This is a genomic window from Corallococcus sp. AB049A (assembly GCF_003668885.1).
In the GTDB taxonomy this organism is placed as follows: domain Bacteria; phylum Myxococcota; class Myxococcia; order Myxococcales; family Myxococcaceae; genus Corallococcus; species Corallococcus interemptor.
Genome location: NZ_RAWL01000026.1, coordinates 19,315 through 38,388 on the forward strand (window position 1 = coordinate 19,315; position 19,074 = coordinate 38,388).

Consider the following 19,074-nt stretch of genomic DNA (forward strand, 5'->3'; position numbering starts at 1 on the left):
GGAAGGACGGAGCACCATGACGAGGGCACCCGCCACCCGGACCGACTTGCGGGAGGCCTTGCGGCGCTTGGGCGTGGAGGAGGGCGACCTCGTGATGGTCCACGCCGGCCTGCGGAGCCTGGGGCCCGTCCTGGGCGGGGTGAACACCGTGGTGCAGGCGCTGCTCGACGCGGTGGGCCCCCGGGGCACGCTCATGGCGTACGTGGACTGGGAGATGGGCGTGGAGCCGGAGGACTTCGACGACCCGCGCCTGCGCGACGAGATCCCCACCTTCGACAAGCGCACCGCGCGCGCCATGCGCGACCACGGCATCCTCGCGGAGACGCTGAGGACCTGGCCCGGGGCCCTCCGGAGCGACCACCCGGACGCGGGCATGGTCGCCATCGGCCCTCGCGCGGAGTGGCTTTGCGCGGACCATCCCTTTCATTACGGCTACGGGCCCGGCTCGCCGCTGGCCCGGCTGGTGGAGGCGGAGGGCAAGGTGCTGATGCTCGGGGCGCCCCTGGAGACGCTCACGGTGCTGCACCACGCGGAGCACCTGGCGGACCTGCCCGGCAAGCGCGTGGTCCGCTACCAGCGGCCCCTCTTCGTCAACGGCGAGCGGCGCTGGGTGGACTTCGAGGAGTTCGACACCAGCGAGCCCGTGACGGACGCCCTGCGCGCGTCCAGCGTGGACCCCTTCACGCGCATTGGCGAGCAGTGCCTGGCGGAAGGGATTGGCCGCTCCGGAAGCGTCGCCCTGGCGCCGTCCCATCTCTTCGACGCGCGCCGGTTGGTCCGCCGGGGTGTCGCCTGGCTGGAGGCGTTCTTCCGCCAGGGATGACAGGTGGCTCAAGGGCAGCCGGAGCTGACCTCGAGCGCGTCGTAGGCCATCCAGCCGTTGCGGCGGGTGCCGGTGGCGGCGATGACGTAGCCGTAGATGAACTTCATGGTGCCGGACTGCTGGCGGTAGCGGCCGGCGCTGTCCTGCACCCAGAGCGGGATGTCGATGGAGGGCGCGCCCGAGTTCGTCGGCACGTCCAGGCGCTGGAACTTCGTGCCCGCGGGGAAGTGGTCCACCGCCACGCCGCCCAGGCCGAAGCCCGGCACGTTGAAGCAGAGGTTCGCCGAGCGCAGGCCGTTGGCGCGCACGAGCGGCAGGTAGTCCCCGGCGCGCTCGTGGGTCGCCGTGCTGTCGTAGACCACCTTCTTGAGCTCGAGGTTGGTGTCGTGCCAGTTGCGCACGGCGTAGCACGCCATCTTGCTCAGCCCGGAGCTCAGCGCGGAGACGTGGCCCACCTTCTCCTCGAAGGAGGTGCGGCCCAGGATGGCGGACATGGGCAGCCACCCGGCGCTGCCGTTGGACGTCGACGTCGCGAACGCGTGCAGCTCCCCGGCGAACGTGCGCGTCTGGCCGTAGTTGAAGAGCGAGCGCGTCCGGGTGGACGTGCCCACCACCGTGCCGTTGCCGTCGCGGATGGGCACGCCGGTGGTGATGCCCCAGGAGTCATCGTCGTCCGGGTCGTTGGTCTGCACGCGGTTGCCGCCGGAAGGCCGCAGCTTGCAGTTGTACGGGCTCTCCTCGCACACCGTCCCGTTCACGCCGGAGAACGCCGCCTGCCGCGTGGTGGCCAGGTCCTCCGCGGCCACCGTGTCCCCCTCGAACGCCTCGCCGCCACAGGCGACGGAGGCCAGCACCACCGTGCACAACACTGGCTTTCTGAAGTTCATGGTAAAAAATGGAAATCCGACATTGCCGGATTTGTCAAATGGCGTGGCCGGACCATTGCCGGGTGGACGGCATGGCCGGGATGCGTCGCGCACGCGCAGTGCGTTCAGGGCTGAGCGTGTGGCACCGGAACCCCGGGGCAGACGGGCGCGGCCACTGTCAGCGCCTCGTTCATGCCCAGCACGAGCCGCGGGCCCGCGAACGTCACCGAGCGCACGGGGGCCGGTGTCGGGTAGCGGCCGAGCTCCGAGAGGTCCTCCGCGCGCAGCGCCAGCACGCCCGACGGCACGGTGGAGATGGCCAGGTACGCCACCACGCCGTCGAAGGCGAGGATGCGTGAGACGTCCACCGGCGACGCCCGCTCCGCCAGGTTGACGTGGGCGCGGACGTTGATGCGCGTGCCCTCGCGCTCCAGCAGGTAGACCTCGCGGCCGTTCTCGATGACCAGGCCCCGGCCTCCCGCGAGCGCCATGGCCGTGAATTGATCCGTGCTCCCGGAGAGCTCACCGGTGGCCGTCCCGCCCTCGCCCGACCACGAGCGCCAGAGCAGCGGGATGCGCGCCGGCTTGTCCGGTGAGACGTAGCGCATCTCTCCCAGCAGCAGCTCGGAGCGCGTCCCGTCCACCGCGAGCGCGGAGCCCTTGCGCGTCTCCGGCGAGGAGGGATCCACCGTGACGGTCTCCTCGGAGGCCGGCGTGAGCTCCTGGCCCGTGCAGGCGGCGTCCAACGCGAAGCGCCGCAGCGTGAAGCCTCCCCCGGTGATGGGCGCCGCCTGGAAGAGCTGGCCCTTCGCGGAGGCCAGCACCGCCGGCCCGTTGGGGATGCGCACCTGCCCGTCCGGCTCCAGCAGTCCGTTCGCGCCCGTGCGCAGGCAGCTCAAGACGGCCTTGCCCGCCTCCTGGTGCACGTTGGCGCCCAACGCGGGCAGCGTCACCAGCTCACGCGTGGCCACCCCCGGACGCGCGGGGGCCAGGCGCAGCCGCTGCGTGTCCGCGGGCAGCGCCGTGCCACCCGACAGCACGGCGGGCGCCTGTGGATCCTCCACGCTCACGCGGTGCGAGCCGAAGGGCCCCACCGCCAGCAGCGAGCCGTCCGCCGCGGCCTGCACCCGTTCGAAGGAGCCGTGATGGACCCCGGTGCGGAAGCGCAGCGCGTCCGTGCCCTCCAGCGACACCACGCGGCGCCACGGCTGGAGCACGGCGTGCCGCCCCACGCCCGTGAGCTGGAAGGGGGAGAGCGTCAGCCCCACCTCTTCACTCTCGCGCAGGGGCAGCGTGGCCACCACGGACGACACGCCGCTGGCGTTGAGCGCGTGCCGCTCCACCACGTAGGCCCGCATGGGGCCGGTCAGCCGGACCCACTCCACCAGCAGCGAGTCCTGGAGGAAGACGAAGCCCACCGGCCGCTCCCAGCGGGAGGTGTCCTCCACGGGGAGGAAGGACTTCACCGGCGTGGGCGTCGCCGTCCCGGTCAGGTCGGACTGCCGGTACACCAGGATGCGGCCCATCTGCCCGTAACGGAGCAGCTCGTGCGCGACCACGTACGTGCCGTCCGAGCGCGCCTGGAACAGGGACAGGCTTGGCAGCAGCGTGGGCTGGACGACCGGCGCCTCCGGCCGCGACACGTCCACCTGCACCAGCCCGCGGGACGTGCCCGCCCAGAGCGTGAGGCCATCCGGCGACAGCGACAGCGAATTGCAGGTGCCAGGCAGTTGCAGGTTGTGTGTGTCGTCCGCCACCAGCACGTTGCCGGGGTCGATGCGGTAGGGCGTCACGAAGCTGCCGTTGCACAGCCAGAAGTGATCGCCCCGGCCCGTGCCCCCGAGGATGCTGTTGCTGCTGGGGTGCAGGGGCAGCCGGGCCAGCGACGTCAGGCGGTCGCCCTCCAGGCCCAGCAGCTCCAGCCGCTGCCGGCTGCCGGCCACGAGGACGCGGTCCGGGCCCAGCGGGATGAAGAAGGTGAGCATCCGGTCGGACCAGTCCGTGGCGCCGAAGAAGCGGTCCACCCGGATGTCCAGGGCCGCCTGCGCCACGCGTTGCAGTCCGTCCTCCGTCACGCGCACCAGCGACACGGACAGGCCGCTGCCGCCCAGCCGGTCTCCGAACACGAGGCGGTCGTCCGACACGAACTCCGCCAGGCCCTCCAGGGGCGCCGTGGAGCGCTCCGCGGGAGAGGCGCCATGGCTCCACGCCGTGCCGAACGTCTGGGGGGCGCTGGTCGTGGGCGAGCCCCCGCACACCCCGCTCACGCACTGGTCCTGCGTGGTGCACACGTCGCCGTCGTCACAGGCCGTGCCGTCCGGCGCCTTCGTCACGACACAGAGGCCGGCGTCGTCGCGGGACTCCACCGTGCACGGGTCGTCGTCCTCGCACGTCCCCGCGTCGCCGGGCGTCGTGCCCCCGTCCGGTGGCGGCAATCCGGCGTCACCGGAGCCCGCGTCCACGCTGCCCGCGTCCACGCTGCCCGCGTCCGGGCGTTCCTCCTGGGGGGCTCCCGAGCACGCCGCGAGGAGCACCGCCAGCACCACGCCCCGGACCGTCGACCACGCGGAAGACACCATGCACGCACCGTCCCGGGCGCAAGGCCCTGCTCCCTCCAGGTCATCCGCCGCCATCCGGTCGGGAGCACGAGCTCACGGAAACGGCATGTCTTGGGTTGCCTTGCTCGCGCGAACGGCCGGGCGCGCGTGCTGCTCGCGCCCGGCCGTGCACGGCGAGAAGGGGCTACTCGCGAACCGTCTGGGGGCAGCCGCGGCCGAAGTTGTTCAGCACGGTCTGGTAGTCACCGGTGTCCACGGTGCCGTTGCGGTTGAAGTCGGAGCCCGTGCCGGAGGGGACCTTGGTGCCGTACTCGGCCAGCACCTTCGTGCGGTCCGTCACGTTCACGCAGCCATCCAGGTTCGCGTCACCGGGGATCGGCGTGGCCTGGGCGGGCGGCGTGTTCTGCGTGATGGACGCGTAGCGGCCCTTGGTGGCCGTCGCCAGGCCGTTGAAGAAGGACACGTCGCTGGCGGCGGTGGCGCCGGCCAGGTAGGGCCCCATCACGGTCTTCGTCTCGTCTTCCGGTTCACGCGCCTGGGCGTCGCCCTGGAGGGGGACGAAGTCCTGGAAGAGGAAGTCGATGTCCGCGATGAGCGTGAGGCCCGGCGGGTAGGGGGGCGGGAAGAAGCCGCAGGGGCCCGAGGACGCGGCGCTGCCCGTGCATGCCTTGTTGCGGACCTTCTCCTGCCAGCTGCCCGCGGTCAGGTTGGGCCACACGCCCACGCTGAAGCCGCCGTAGCACTGGTCCAGGCTGGGGGTGGAGTTCTCATCGCCGTCCGTCACCAGGTAGATGCGCTTGGTGTGGAGCTGGTTGGGCAGGTAGTTGATGAGCGAGTCCACCGCGGCGCAGATGGAGCCCGCCAGCGGCGTGTTGCCGCCCAGGGTCACCGCGTTGACCGCGGCGCTGATCTGCGCCGGGGTCTTGTTGTCCGCGAAGCTGAACACCTGGGTGGGCCCGGTGTTCTCGAAGGTCCAGAACGCGTACTTCGTCGTCACGCTGGGGACGATCTGCAGATAGCCGTCGATGCGCGCCTTGGCCACCTGCAGGCGCGTGAGGCCGGGGACGGACGTGCCGCCCATGCTGCCCGTGCGGTCCAGCAGGATGAGGACGTGCTCGTCCGCCAGGGCCGCGCTGGAGCACAGGCCTCCGGCGAGCGCGAACGCCACGGCGGCCTGGGACAGGGAACGACGCTTCAGTTCAAGACGCATGGAACGACCTCCTGGGAATCAGGGAAAGGGACGGCCTTGCAGCGGTGAGAGCAGGCAGCGGGCGGGGCGTTACGGGCAGCCCTTGCCGTAGTTCTGAAGCACCAGGTTGCGGTCGTAGACGTCGATGCGGCCGCTGCCATCCAGGTCGTACGCGGGGTTGCCGGGCGGCACCGTCTGGCCGAAGGAGGCGTTGATGAGGTTCAGGTCCTCGTCGTTGATGCAGCCGTTGCCGTTCACGTCCCCCACCAGGATGACGCCGCCGTTCACGACCAGGCCGTAGTCCGCGTCCACCGCGGGCGTCTCCAGGTGGTTGTCCTGCACCACCTCGTCACCCAGCACCTCCACCTTCCACAGGCCGGCGGCCGGGTTCTGGAGGAAGACGTTCTCCACCGTGTCCACCTTGTTGGACGCGCCGCCGGAGGTGGAGAAGTTGCCCGCGGTGAGGCCGTTGTTGCCCCAGTAGACGGTGCCGTTGGGCGCCGTCACGCGCAGGGACAAGTCATTGATGCGCGCCTGGGCCGCGCCCACGGTGCCCATGGGGTCCGTGTAGGCCAGGGTGACGTTGAGCTCCGTCTGGCCGGTGGCGACCTTCACGCTGTACGTCTTCACGCCCAGCGGGCCCACCACGTCCGTCTCGTCGATGATGCTGGTGACGGGGGCGCGGTCCAGCAGGCGCTTCACGTCGGAGTTGCCCCAGCCCTGCTTGTAGCGGTCGATGTCCCCGTTGGCGCCGCCCGCGAGCCAGTTGTAGCGGTACGCGTGGTTGATCATCAGCGCCTTGGCGGTGGCCATCTGCGGGCGGCTGGTGAAGACGTCCGCCTTCTGTCCGTGGCCGGCCCACACGCCCTGGTGCCACATCTGGAACAGCAGGCCGAAGTGGCCCGCCGTCTGCGGCGTGGCGGAGCTGGTGCCGCCGAACTCCGTGTAGGCGGCATCGCCGTTGCCGTACGCGGAGCGGATGGAGTCGTAGAAGTACGACAGGTCCGGCTTGATGCGGCCGTCCGCCGCCGGCCCGATGCTGCCGGAGTTGCCCCAGCGGTCATCCGTGCGCGACAGGGTGTTGAGGTGCTGGAAGGCCCCCACGGAGACGATGTTCTTCGCCCAGGCCTGCGGGCGGGACTGGCGGCTGCCCGCGTTGCTCTGGGACTGCGTGCTGAGGATGGGGTGCTTGAAGAGGTAGTCGTCCACCTCAGCGGAGAGGGTGGTGTACGACGTCGTCAGGGTGCTGCCCACGCTGGAGGTCTGGAACACGGCGCGGTACGGGCCGGCCGGGTCGGTGAGCTCCTGGTTGATGGTGTAGCGGGACTTGGCCCCGCCGAACTGGGTGGACTCGCTGTAGAGGAAGAAGATGCCCTGGCCGCTGGGAATCATGCCGCGCGCGGCCGGGTCCACGCCCTGCGCGAAGTTGTTGCTGTAGCAGCTCGTGCCGTGGAGCGAGCCGGACGTGCCCGTGCTGTGGATGATGGGCGCGGTGGACCATTCCCGGTGCGTGGTGCGCAGCTCGGTGTCGAAGATTTCCCCGCGCACGCCCTGGCCCGTCCAGCCCTTGAGGGACTGCAAGGCATTGGCGCCGCCCAGCTCGCGGACGATGTCCATGTCCACCTCGCCGGGGCCACCCCAGCGGTCGATGAACTGCACCTCGTTGGCGCGGACCACCTGGGCCAGCTGGTCCTGGGTGAGCGTCGCTTCGATGCGCAGGCCGCCCGGCTCCACCAGGTCCACGGTGCCGCCCAGGGCGCGCACGCGCTGGACCAGGGCCTCCTGGCGCGCGGCGCCGCGCTCTCCGAGCATCAGCGAGTAGCGCTGCGCATCCGGCAGCCGGGCGGAGCGGCCCACCAGCGCGTCACGCAGCGCGGGTTCCAGGCGGTATTCGGGATGGTACGGGCCCACCCAGCGCACGTAGGGCAGGTCCGCCACGCGCTTGTGGGCGTCCTTGTCCATCTCCACGACGAAGGTGTGGTCGGTGAGGAAGCGCAGCACCTTGCCGCCTTCGCGTTCGATGGCGTCGCGGAAGGAGGGCAGGGGCGTGCCCAGGAACTGCACCAGGTGCAGCGTGTTGCCCGCGTCCGCGGCCAGCAGGTTGCCCGTCAGTCGGGGGCCACCCTGGAGCGGATCGAACGGGGCCTCCGCCAGACGCACCACGTATTCCGTGTCACGCACGCGGCCGAGCAGCTCCGAGCCGCGCGTATAGGCCATGAAGTCCCGGCGCGTGCCGTCCGGCTGCTGCTCCTTCCAGACGTGGAGCTGGAGGCCGGGCTCCGGAGCGGCGACGGTGCGCAGCGAGGACACGGGGCGCTCGGTGCGGTGGAAGACGAAGCCCGCGGCGGTGACGAGCGAGGAGACGCGGGCTCCGGCGTTGAGGCCCTTCTCCACGACGAGCTTCGCGGGGGCCGCGTCGGTGGCACGCGAGGAGGGTGGGGTTCCCCGGGAGGGAGGCGCCGCCAGGGCGCTCACGGGGAGCGCCAGGGCGCAGCCCAGGACAAAGGCAGACATCGGCCGCCAGGACGGGACGCGCCGGGAGAAAGACTTTCGCATGTGGGTGCTCCTTCAATGGCTCAGTGCTCGCACGCGTCCGCCCACGACGCGCTCCCCGCCCGCACCACGACTCCTGCTCTGCCCGGGAGGTCCCTCTCAGAGGGGACTCCGGACACGGCCGCGACCATCTGAAGAAAGACGCTCGAGTCGATGAAGGTCTGAAATATTTCTAAATCTGACGCTTGATGGCTGTCAATGGGTTCTCCGGTTTTACATTGATGACGTGAATTTGCGGGGCAGGCGCCTGTCGTTGTTTGTCTTGCTACGGGGAAGCCACGAGCCCGTCACCGTTGTCATGGTTCAAGAAAGCCGCGTTACGCTCCCGTGATGTCCAGGAGCGCGTGGTGGATCGCGGTGGTGGTGACGTGGCTGGTGGTGCCGGTCCAGGCGTGGGCCTGCTCGTGCATCCAAAGCCCAAAGGGGCTCGTTGGCACGTTGAAGGAGGCTCGGGACCAGGCCGGTTCCATCTATCTGGCGCGGGTGCGTGACTCGAAGTCCCCGTCCGAACGCTTCGCCACCGTGGATGTCCTGCAGACCTTCAAGGGCTCCATCCAGGCGGGTGACGTGTTGAAGCTCCCCTACGGAAGGGGTGGTGACTGCGTCCTGAGCCTGCCTCCAGGTCAGACCTGGTTGATCTATGCCGACGTCGACGGCCCGACCGAGGTCACGTCCTGCTCACGAACCCGGCGGGTGGACCCAGATGACAGTGAGTTGAAGTGGCTCCGCACGGGCGTCCTGCCGCCAGTGCCTGTGTCACTCCAACGTGAGATCGCGACCTGTGAGCTCTGCGAAATCAATGTCATGGCAGGACGCCTGCTGGTGCCTCCGGGCGTGCCTCCCGCCGGGAGTCCTTCGGGCTGGAACGGGGTCGCCGAGAGCCGGTGGAAGGCGGGCCAGCCGTTCTTCACGTACGCGGGGATGAACTCGGGCTCCGTGCTCGGGATCTCCCAGGAGGGGCGTGCCTTCGAGCTGACGGATACGTCGGATGGGGATCCGGTGCAAAGAGCCTGTCAGCGGAGGATCCAGCTCCGCTGGTGCAAGCGATTGGCATTCGAGAAGGAGAGCCGGTTCACGTCGGGGTTTCGCTGTGTGGACCCGGGGGAGCCCCAGGAGCTTTGTGACGAACGGCGTACCCGGAAGGCCGAGTGGCTTCCGATGGAACGGCTGCCCCATGGAGGCTGTCGCTGGTACAGGCCCGATGCGCCCACCTGCTACCTGTCCGAAGCCCGCTTCCCATTTCCCGCGGGCAGCCCGGCCCTGCCGGTCCTGGCCTGCCATGCGCTGTCACCCGGGCGGGACGGTGCCGCCTACACGTGTGAGGTGAAGCTGGCGCCGGAGCCGTGAGCCTTCAGTGCTCCGCTTCGTCGTCCTCGTTCAGGAGGCCGTGCTTGCGGAGCTTGTCGTGCAGCGTGGCGCGGCCGATGCCCAGCGCCCTCGCGGCTTCCGTGCGCTGACCCTTGGAGGCCGCGAGCGCGGCGAGGATGAGCTCCCGCTCGTGCGCGTCCAGCTTCTCGCGCAGGGTGGCTCCAGTGGGCGGGGATGCGGGTGTGCTGATGCCTCCGGGCAGCAGCTCCAGGTCCAGCGTGCCGTCGGGAGACAGCACCACGGCGCTCTCCAGGGCGTTCTCCAGCTCGCGCACGTTGCCGGGCCAGCTGTGGGCCGTCAGGCGCTCCAGGAGGGCGGGCGTCAGCGGCACCGGCGGCATGCGGAAGCGTTCGGTGTGGCGCGCGAGGAAGTGCTTCGCGAGCGCGGCGATGTCCTCCGGGCGGCTTCGCAGCGGGGGCACCTGGAGCGTCACGACCTTGAGCCGGTAATAGAGGTCCTCGCGGAAGCGGCCCTCCGCCACGCGCTGGGGCAGGTCGCGGTGCGTGGCGGCCAGGACGCGGACGTCCACCGGGAAGGAGCGGTCCTCGCCCACGGGCCGCACTTCGCCTTCCTGCAAGACGCGCAGGAGCTTCGCCTGGAGGGGCAAGGCCAGCTCTCCGACTTCGTCCAGGAGCAGCGTGCCTCCGGAGGCCTCACGGAAGAGGCCGGGCCGGGCGCGCACGGCGCCGGTGAACGCGCCCCTCGCATGGCCGAAGAGCTCCGCCTCCGCGAGCTCCGGCGTGAGCGCGGCGCAGTTGAACCGCACGTAGGGCTTGTCCGCGCGCGGGGAGGCGCGCACCAGTGCCTCCGCGACACGCTCCTTGCCGGTGCCGCTCTCGCCGGTAATCAGCACCGTGACGTCGCGCGGGCCCACGCGCTGGATGAGCACGGCCAGCCGCGCCATCGCCGGTGACACGAAGACCAGCGAGCGCAGCAGGTTCACCTCGCCGGACAGCCGCTCGTTCTCCGCCTCCAGCCGCACCACGCCAAGCGCCCTGCGCACCACGGCCAGCACGTCGTCCACGTCGAAGGGTTTGCGGAAGTAGTCCAGCGCGCCCAGCTTCATGGCCTCCACGGCGTGGCGTTCGGAGCCGTGCGCGGTGATGAGGATGACGCGGGGCGCATGCGGACGCGCGGCCACGCGGCGCAGCAGCTCCATGCCATCCACGCGCGGCATGCGCAGGTCGCTGAGCACCAGGTCCACGGGAGGCTCCGCGTCCAGACGCGCGAGCGCGGCCTCTCCATCCACGGCTTCTTCGACCTCCAGCCCGTCGTCCTCCAGCAACCCACGCAGCGTGTAGCGCACGCCCGCGTCGTCATCCGCCACCAGCACGCGGGCCTTCATGACAGGGCCTCCTTGCGCGGCGCTTCCACCGCCTGCTGAGCGGGCGGGAGGCTCAGCTCCGCCACACAGCCTCCGCCCTCGCGTGCGCGCAGGTTCAGCTCTCCGCCGTGCTGGCGCATCAGGGCTCGCGACAGGGCCAGCCCCAGGCCGGAGCCGTGGGGCTTCGTGGTGATGCCCGGCTCGAAGACGCGCGCCCGCACCTCCTCCGCCAGCCCGGGGCCCCGGTCCTTCACCTCCACGCGACCTCCTCCGTCCGGCGCCGTCCAGGCGTGCAGCTCCACCGTGGTGCCCCGGGGCGCGGCGTCCAGCGCGTTCTGCACCACGTCGATCAACACCTGCCTCACCTTGCGAGCGTCACACCAGGCCTCCACCGGCGGCCCCTCCGTGACCTTCAGGCTCACGCTTCGCTCTCCCGCCATGCCCTCGTGCAGCTCCGCCACCTGCCGGCACAACGCCTCCAGCGGTACATGGGCTTCGTTGAGCGGGAGCAGTGGCCGGGAGAAGTTGAGGAACCCTTCGAGAATCTCCTGCATCCGGTCCACCTCCCGGCGCAGCACGGCCAGCCGCTCCGCGGGCCGTCCCTCCACCTCGCGGGCAATCATCGCGGCCAGGCCCTTCACGCTGGCCAGCGGGTTCTTCAGCTCGTGGGCAATCTCCCCCGACAGCGTGGTCAGCGAGCGCACCCGTTCCTCATGAGCTTTCAAAGCTTCGTCCCGCGCATCCAGCGCCGTGCGCACCATCCCCCGGAACGTGCGCCGCATCGTCGTGCCGATGAAGTTGGCCCACACCATCAGGAACGCCGTCACCACGAGCATCGTCACGAGCAGCGCGTCGCTGTGCCCCGCGCGCTGGCCGCCCCCGAAGATGACGGGCACCAGGTCGTCCACTCCACCCGTGAAGGTCACCGCCGCCTGCACGCCCAACAACGCGAGCAGGTAGCCCACCCACCTGCGGGCCCGCGCGGGCGAGAAGAGGATGGCCGTGGCGAAGCTCGCGGGCAGGACGAGCGGGATGAGCGGGCTCTCCAGTCCTCCCAGCGACAGGTTCACCACCGTGAACAGGGGGAACGCCACCAGCGGCACCCACCTGCCGGGCTCCTGCGTCACCACCGGCTGCCGCCGCCACGCCGTGACGGCCCCGACTCCCACCGCCACGAGCGCCAACGCGACCGCCACGCACCACCGGCGCCACGCGGACGTGTCCCCGATGAGCCCCAGCGACACCAGCACCACCGGCAGCGGGCTCAGGAACGACAGCACCTTCGTCACCTGCCGGAACATCCGCGAGAACGCCTCGCGCTGGACCTGCTCGATTCCGGCGGCCGTGGGCTGGGGTTGGGAATGCAAGGCGCGTCCTCCTGGACCGTGAGCGCTACCCTATGCCCAAGCAAGGCGGATGCCCCAGCCCGTGTGCCCCGGGCGGTCCCTCCCGCGCCGCCCCTCCTGTTCGAGAACCCGGCGCCGGCGCCGGAAATCCGAACAGCGAGAGGCCCTGCCCCCGGGGGCGCCCCTGACGTTCAGTGCTGGCACGTCCGGTGCTCCAGGTGACGTCAGCACACGGGTCCAGGACGGACCCGTGCGCCAGACACGGCCTCCCCGGGCCCGGCAGGCGTAGCGTGAGCACGCCGCGTCCGGGGGGCTCCATTCGCGGCGAGGCCGCGCCAGGAGGAACGGGTGTCGGGACCGGGCAGGACGTCGAAACACTCCAAGCGGAGCATCGTCGCGGGGGCGGTGCTGATCGCCGTCATCGTCAGCGGCATCCTGTGGCTGCGCCGGCCCGCCCCGGAACCGCCGCCGCGCTTCACCGGCTACGTCGTCAGCGACAACGTCTACATGTCCTCTCCCGTGGCCGGCATGGTGGCGTCCGTGGCGGTGGTGCGCGGCCAGCGCGTGGAGCCCGGCACGCCGCTGTTCCGCATGGATCCCACGTCACTTGTCGCGCGCGCGGATCAGGCCCGGGCGCAGGTGGGGCAGATGGAGGCGCAGCTGCTCGCGCGCCAGTCGGACGTGGCCCGCGCCCGCGCCTCGCTCGTCGCCGCGCAGGCGGAGGCGGACCGCGCGGACGCGGAGCTGGCCCGGCTGGTCGCCGTCCAGAAGGCCATGGAGGGCGCCGTGACGCCCCAGCAGCTGGACCTGCTGCGCGCGACGGCGACACGCGCCCATGCCCAGCGCGACGCGGCCCGCACGGACGTGGCGGCGGCGGGTGCGCAGCTGGAGGTCGTCCGAGCCCAGCTCGTCAGCGGGCGCGCGGGCGTCACCGCGGCCGAGCAGCAGGTCGTGGAGATTTCGCCCGTGTCCCCCGTCGCGGGCCGCGTGGAGGACGTCCTCTTCCAGCAGGGCGAGTGGGCCATGCCCAACGCCCCCGTCGTCAGCATCATCCCGGACGCGAAGTTGAAGGTTCGCTTCTACGTGCCGCAGGGCAGGGTGGCGTCCTTCCCACCCGGCACCCCCGTGGCCATCGCGTGTGACGGCTGCGACACCGGCATGACGGCCCGCGTGGACTTCGTCGCGTCACGTCCGGAGTACACGCCGCCCATCATCTACAGCCTGGAGACGCGGCAGAAGCTGGTGTTCCTGGTGGAGGCGGTGCCCTCCGCGCCCACGCGCCTGCTGCCAGGCCAGCCCATCGACGTGACCCCCGTGAAGCAGGCACCGGTGGAGGCGGACCGATGAACGAGCGGGCCATCGACGTGCGTGGGCTCAACAAGTCCTTTGGCGACCGGCACGTGGTGCGGGACGTCTCCATCGCCGTGGACACCGGACGCATCACCGGCTTCCTGGGCCCCAACGGCTCCGGCAAGACAACGACGCTGCGGCTGCTGTGCGGGCTGCTCACGCCCGACAGCGGCGAGGGCACCGTGCTGGGCCTGGACTTCCGCGCCCGGGGCGACGCCATCAAGCGCCAGACGGGCTACATGACGCAGAAGTTCTCCCTCTACGAGGACATGACGCTGGAGGAGAACCTGGCCTTCGTCGCGCGCGTCCACGGCCTGGAGCAGCGCCGCGAGCGGGTGGAGGACACGCTCCACCGGCTGGGGCTCTTCGACCGGCGCCGTCAGCTGGCGGGCGCGCTCTCCGGCGGCTGGAAGCAGCGCCTGGCCCTGGCCGCCGCGACGCTGCACTCGCCCCGCCTGCTGCTGTTGGACGAGCCCACGGCGGGCGTGGACCCCAAGGCCCGCCGCGAGTTCTGGGACGAAATCCACACGCTCGCCGCGGACGGCCTCACGGTGCTGGTGTCCACGCACTACATGGACGAAGCCGAGCGCTGCCACGACATCGGCTACATCCTGTATGGCCGCCTCATCGCCCGGGGCACGGCGGACGCGCTCATCCGCGACTCCGGGCTGGTGACGTTCCTGGGGGAGGGGCCCGGCATCGACCGCGCGGCGCACCTGCTGGCCCAGGCGGACGGCGTGCTCAGCGCCTCCGCGTTCGGCGCCGCCGTGCACGTCAGCGGGCTGACGCGAGAGGCCCTGGAGGCCGCGCTCGTCCCCTGGCGCAAGGAGCCCTACCGGTGGAGCGAGGTGACGCCGTCGCTGGAGGACGTCTTCATCCAGCTCATGAGTCGCGAGCGCGACGAACGGTACACGTCATGACGGGCCCGCTTCCGCGCATCCTGGCCGTGCTGCTCAAGGAGTTCACCCAGCTGCGGCGCGACCGCATCACCTACGCGATGATCCTCCTCATGCCGGTGATGCAGCTGCTCATCTTCGGCTACGCCATCAACATGGACCCCCGGCACCTGCCCGCCGCGGTGCTGTCTCACGACACCAGCACCCTGGCGGACTCCGTCGTCGCCGCGCTGGAGCGCACCGGCTACGTGGACGTGCGCTACCTGCCGCGCTCCGACGAGGAATTGGACCAACTCATCCGCCGGGGACAGGTGATGCTGGGCATCACCATCCCTCCGGACTTCACCCGGCGGGTGCTCAAGGGGGAGCGCGCGCAAATCCTGGCGGAGGCGGACGCGTCCGACCCTCAGGCCGCGGCGGGGGCGCTCGCCGCGGTGAGCGTGCTGCCCACGGAGGCGCTGCGCAACGAACGGCTGGGGCTGGGGCCGCCCCGGTCCACCGCGCCCGCCTTCGAGGTGGTGGTGCACCGGCGCTACAACCCGGAGAGCCGCTCGCCCATCCACATCGTGCCGGGTCTGCTGGGCATCATCCTGTCCATGACGCTGGTGATGATGACCGCCATGGCCGTCACCCGCGAGCGCGAGCGCGGCACCATGGAGACGCTCCTGTCCACGCCCGCCACGCCCGCGGAGATCATGGTGGGAAAGCTCACGCCCTACGTCGTCGTGGGGCTGGTGCAGACGGTCGTCGTCCTGGGCATGGCGCGGTGGCTGTTCTCCGTGCCCATGGCGCGCACGCCCGCGGGCTGGCTGGCCCTGGCGTGCGGCATCGTGCTGTTCATCGTGGGCAACCTGTCCCTGGGCTACCTCATCTCCACCGTGGCGCGCAGCCAGCTGCAGGCGATGCAGATGTCCATGTTCTACATGCTGCCGTCCATCTTCCTCTCCGGCTTCGCGTTCCCCTTCCTGGGGCTGCCGCCGTGGGCGCGGGTGCTGGGGGAAATCATCCCCGTGACGCACTTCCTGCGCATCGTCCGGGGCGCGCTGCTCAAGGAGCAGGTGCTCGCGGACATGGGAGATGACCTGCTCGCGCTGGGACTTTTCGTGCTCGCCGTGGCCGGCGCGGCACTCGCGAGGTCTCGTACGACGTTGGATTGATTGACGCCACACGTCGGGCATGACGCATGCGCGAAAGTGGGAGGATTGCACAGCCGGACGATCCAAACGGACCGCCGATTGCAACTCTCCTCCGCACCGGAGCCACGCCCCACGTGGTTTCGCGGGTTTCACGCCCGCATCCGGTCTGGAGATGCCCATGTCCCGTGACAACTCCTTCGCGGCAGGTGCGGTGCGGACTTCGCGCCTGCTGGTGGTCCTCTTCGCGGCGTCCCTCGCCGCCGGCTGTGGCGACGATGACGACTGCGTGCCCCGGACGTGCGAGTCGCAGGGCTTCAACTGCGGCGCCGTGGAGGATGGCTGTGGCAAGCCGCTCGACTGCGGCACCTGCGCGGCGCCCTCCACCTGTGGCGGCGGCGGGCAGGACAACGTCTGTGGTTGCGCCGATATCAAGACCGCGTGCACCCCCGGAGCCGAGTGCGGCAGCGAGCCGGACAACTGCGGTGGCACCATTTCCTGCGGGATGTGCGCGGCGCCGGAGGTGTGTGGCGGACGCGGCGTGGAGAAGATGTGCGGCATCCCCGTCGCGGACCGCGAGTGCAGTGAGGGCTGGTGCTGGGAGTATCCGCTGCCCCATGGCTACAGCTTCCAGGGGGCGCACTTCAGCGCGCCCAATGACGGCTGGGCCGTGGGTGAAGACGGCTTCATCCAGCACTGGGATGGAGCGAAGTGGACGCGCGTGGCCAGCGGGACGCTGACGACGCTGAACGGCGTGCACGCCCTCTCCCCGACGGACGTGTGGATGGTGGGCGCGGGCGGCACCGTGCTCCACTCCACCGCGGGCGGAGCCTTCGCTCCCGTCAGCTCCGGGACGACGCGCGACCTCAAGGCCGTGTGGGACTCCGGCCCGAGCGACATCTGGGTCGTGGGCGCGGGCGGCACCGTGCGGCGCGCCCAGGGGAGCAGCGGCTTCCAGGGCGTGGACGTGTCCACGACGAAGGACCTCAACAGCGTGTGGGCCAGTGGGCCTTCGGATGTCTGGATGGTGGGGAACGCCGGGACGCTGCGCCGGTATGACGGCACCGCGGTCTCCAGCATCAACGTGGTCACGACGGACATCGACTTCCACCAGGTGACGGGCACCGGCCCCAACGACGTCTGGACCGTCGCGTCCGACGACCCCTGCCTCTTCTGCGACGACTTCGGGCAGGTGTTCCGCACCACGCCCGCGGGCATCGAGCAGTCGCTGCGCTCGTCGGATCAGCTGTTCTACGTGTACGCCGCGTCGCCCTTGCTGGTGCTGACCGGCGGCGAGGACTTCGGCTACGTCTACAACGGCACGAAGTGGACGGACACGGACGAGGACGCCGTGGGCCCCATCACCGGCAGCGGTCCGGACAACGTGTGGTCCTTCGGCCGGGGCGGGCGGGTGCAGAAGTGGAGCGGGCAGGCGTGGACCTCCCAGGCGCCGCTGCGCACGCTGGGGGCGGCGAAGGCCATCCATGGCACGGGGCCGTCGGACCTCTGGGTGGTGGCGGATACGGGCCGCGTGCTGCACTGGAATGGCGGCGGCTGGCACGAGCTGCCGCTGGACGGCTCCACCACCGATGACATGTCCGGCGTCTACGCGGCCTCCGCGACGGCGGTCTGGGCGACGTCCGCGTTCCACGACAGCATCTACCGCTTCGACGGGACCCGCTTCCTCCCGCAGTACAAGGCGGAGGGCTCGCAGGCCTTGTACGCCATCCACGGCGTGTCCGAGACGGAGCTCTGGGCGGTGGGCGCGATGGGCCAGGCCGTCCACTTCGACGGGACCACCTGGACGCGGCAGCCCACGGACGTCACCGTGAGCCTCAACGCCGTCTGGGTGCAGGGCCCCTCGCTGGCCATCGCGGTGGGCGACGAGGGCACCATCCTGCGCTGGGAGGGCGCCGCGTGGAGCAAGATGACCTCCGGCACCAGCGCGGCCCTCAAGGCCGTGTGGGGCAGCGGGCCCACGGACATCTGGGCCGCGGGGGCGAACGGCACGCTGCTGCGCTACAACGGCGCGCTCTGGCTGCCCGTGCTCAGCGGCACCTCGTCCCAGCTCAACGGCCTGATGGGGCGCTCCGCCACGGAGGTCTATGCGGTGGGCGACAACGGCACGCTGCTGCGCTTCGACGGCAAGTGGACCCAGGAGGCCACCGGCACCCGCCGCGTCCTGCGCGCCGTGTGGGCGCCGTCCGCGTCGGAGCTGTGGATGGTGGGCGACTCGGCGGTCCTGCACAAACCCTGACACCGGCCCTTCGCGCGGTGCTCCGGCCCGCTCCCGCCCTGTAGATTGGGGCGGGACACGTCCGCCAGGGAGCGCGCATGGGCTGCTGTCACTACCCCGCCGTGAAGGAAGGCTGCGACAGCGCCTTCACGGTGGACACCTCCCGCATCACCTTCGGCCCGGGCTGCCTCGCCGAGGTGGGCGACCGGGCGAGGGCGCTCGGGATGAAGCGGGTGGCGCTGTTCTCCGACGCGCGCGTGGCGCGGCTGGAGCACTTCCAGAAGGTGCGTCAGTCGCTGCTCGCCGCGGGGCTGGACGTCGTCGTCTTCACGGACGTGCACGTCGAGCCCACGGACCAGTCCTTCCTGGAGGCGGCGCGCTTCGCCTCCGGGGCCCGGCCGGATGGCTACGTGTCGCTGGGTGGCGGCTCGGTCATCGACACCTGCAAGGCGGCGAACCTGTACGCCACGCACCCGGCGGACTTCCTCGCCTACGTGAACGCGCCGGTGGGGGAGGGGCGCGCGGTGCCCGGCCCGCTCAAGCCCCACATCGCGTGCCCCACCACGTCCGGGACGGGCAGCGAGGTGACGGGCATCACCATCTTCGACCTGCTGTCGCTGCACGCGAAGACAGGCATCGCGTCACCGGCGCTGCGGCCCACCGAGGCGCTCATCGACCCGGACTGCACCGCGACCCTGCCGGGCGAGGTCGTCGCGGCCAGCGGGCTGGACGTGCTGTCCCACGCGCTGGAGTCCTATACGGCGCGGCCGTTCGTCCACCGGCCCGCTCCCGCGCGCCCCAGCCTCCGGCCCATGAGCCAGGGCGCCAACCCGTGGAGCGACCTGGGCTGCCGTGAGGCCCTGCGGTTGATGGGCCTGTACCTGGAGCGCGGCGTGAAGGACGCGGGCGACACGGAGGCCCGTGAACAGCTCATGTGGGCCGCCACGCTCGCGGGCATCGCCTTCGGCAACGCGGGCGTGCACGCGCCGCACGGCATGGCCTACGCGGTGGCGGGGCGGGTGCGCGACTTCCGTCCCTCCGGCTATCCCCAGGAAGAGCCCCTGGTGCCGCATGGCCTGGCCGTCATCGTCAACGCGCCGGCGGTGTTCCGCTACACGGCCTCCGCGAACCCCGAGCGCCACCTGGAGGCCGCGGGCTTCCTGGGCGCGGACGTGCGCGGCGCGCAGGGCGGGGACGCGGGCGAGGTGCTGGCCGGCCGCGTCGTCCAGTTGATGCGCGCGGTGGGCGTGCCCAACGGCCTTTCGGGCGTGGGCTACACCGGCGCGGACGTGGACGCGCTCACCGAGGGTGCCTTCCCCCAGCAGCGCCTGCTCCAGAACGCGCCCCGGGAGATGACCCGGCCCGTCCTCACGGAGCTGTTCCGCCAGGCGCTGCGCTACTGGTAACCCCCCAAGCCCCCAGGCCCCCATCG

At 71.1% G+C, this 19,074-nt stretch carries 13 protein-coding genes; 7 read left to right on the forward strand and 6 right to left on the reverse strand.

What is annotated here, in order from left to right; translation table 11 throughout:
* The first annotated feature begins 16 nt into the window (after positions 1–16).
* Positions 17–823 carry an aminoglycoside 3-N-acetyltransferase gene (aac(3), locus tag D7X55_RS05000; protein WP_121722383.1) on the forward strand — a complete coding sequence of 269 codons (807 nt, stop codon included), beginning with the start codon at positions 17–19 and terminating at the stop codon, positions 821–823.
* Between the two features lie 8 nt (positions 824–831).
* Here the strand turns inward: aac(3) and D7X55_RS05005 are convergent, their stop codons facing one another.
* The 4 genes from D7X55_RS05005 to D7X55_RS05020 all read right to left on the reverse strand — a co-directional run bounded on the left by D7X55_RS05005 (position 832) and on the right by D7X55_RS05020 (position 7,950).
* The gene (locus D7X55_RS05005) at positions 832–1,710 is read right to left on the reverse strand and encodes a hypothetical protein (protein ID WP_120546309.1); all 879 of its coding nucleotides are present in this window, start codon (positions 1,708–1,710) and stop codon (positions 832–834) included.
* A 104-nt stretch (positions 1,711–1,814) separates the two neighbouring features.
* Positions 1,815–4,268, reverse strand: a complete 2,454-nt coding sequence (locus D7X55_RS05010) for a hypothetical protein (protein WP_121722384.1) — start codon at positions 4,266–4,268, stop codon at positions 1,815–1,817.
* Positions 4,269–4,431: 163 nt separating this feature from the next.
* Positions 4,432–5,457, reverse strand: coding sequence for a VWA domain-containing protein (locus tag D7X55_RS05015; RefSeq protein WP_121722385.1), 1,026 nt, complete (start codon positions 5,455–5,457; stop codon positions 4,432–4,434).
* A gap of 69 nt (positions 5,458–5,526) precedes the next feature.
* Positions 5,527–7,950, reverse strand: a complete 2,424-nt coding sequence (locus D7X55_RS05020) for a S8 family serine peptidase (protein ID WP_233609597.1) — start codon at positions 7,948–7,950, stop codon at positions 5,527–5,529.
* Positions 7,951–8,319: 369 nt separating this feature from the next.
* Here D7X55_RS05020 and D7X55_RS05025 point away from each other — a divergent pair, with 369 nt between their 5' ends.
* Positions 8,320–9,336, forward strand: coding sequence for a hypothetical protein (locus tag D7X55_RS05025; protein WP_120546313.1), 1,017 nt, complete (start codon positions 8,320–8,322; stop codon positions 9,334–9,336).
* 4 nt (positions 9,337–9,340) lie between these two features.
* On the opposite strand, the gene D7X55_RS05030 is transcribed toward D7X55_RS05025, so the two are convergent.
* Both D7X55_RS05030 and D7X55_RS05035 read right to left on the reverse strand, forming a co-directional pair.
* Positions 9,341–10,702: a sigma-54 dependent transcriptional regulator gene (locus D7X55_RS05030; protein WP_120546314.1), complete on the reverse strand. Its 1,362-nt coding sequence runs from the start codon at positions 10,700–10,702 to the stop codon at positions 9,341–9,343.
* Positions 10,699–12,048 carry a PAS domain-containing sensor histidine kinase gene (locus D7X55_RS05035; RefSeq protein ID WP_121722387.1) on the reverse strand — a complete coding sequence of 450 codons (1,350 nt, stop codon included), beginning with the start codon at positions 12,046–12,048 and terminating at the stop codon, positions 10,699–10,701. The genes D7X55_RS05030 and D7X55_RS05035 overlap by 4 nt, the downstream gene beginning before the upstream one ends.
* Positions 12,049–12,375: 327 nt before the next feature.
* Here D7X55_RS05035 and D7X55_RS05040 point away from each other — a divergent pair, with 327 nt between their 5' ends.
* From D7X55_RS05040 to D7X55_RS05060, 5 genes are all read left to right on the forward strand, one after another.
* The gene (locus D7X55_RS05040; RefSeq protein ID WP_120546316.1) at positions 12,376–13,374 is read left to right on the forward strand and encodes an HlyD family secretion protein; all 999 of its coding nucleotides are present in this window, start codon (positions 12,376–12,378) and stop codon (positions 13,372–13,374) included.
* Positions 13,371–14,297 carry an ABC transporter ATP-binding protein gene (locus D7X55_RS05045; RefSeq protein WP_121722388.1) on the forward strand — a complete coding sequence of 309 codons (927 nt, stop codon included), beginning with the start codon at positions 13,371–13,373 and terminating at the stop codon, positions 14,295–14,297. The genes D7X55_RS05040 and D7X55_RS05045 overlap by 4 nt, the downstream gene beginning before the upstream one ends.
* Positions 14,294–15,430 carry an ABC transporter permease gene (locus D7X55_RS05050; RefSeq protein ID WP_120546318.1) on the forward strand — a complete coding sequence of 379 codons (1,137 nt, stop codon included), beginning with the start codon at positions 14,294–14,296 and terminating at the stop codon, positions 15,428–15,430. Before D7X55_RS05045 ends, D7X55_RS05050 begins: the two co-directional genes overlap by 4 nt.
* A 157-nt stretch (positions 15,431–15,587) precedes the next feature.
* Positions 15,588–17,663, forward strand: a complete 2,076-nt coding sequence (locus D7X55_RS05055; RefSeq protein WP_121722389.1) for a hypothetical protein — start codon at positions 15,588–15,590, stop codon at positions 17,661–17,663.
* 77 nt (positions 17,664–17,740) lie between these two features.
* On the forward strand, positions 17,741–19,048 hold the full coding sequence (locus D7X55_RS05060) for a hydroxyacid-oxoacid transhydrogenase (RefSeq protein WP_121722390.1): 1,308 nt from the start codon (positions 17,741–17,743) through the stop codon (positions 19,046–19,048).
* Positions 19,049–19,074 lie beyond the last annotated feature (26 nt).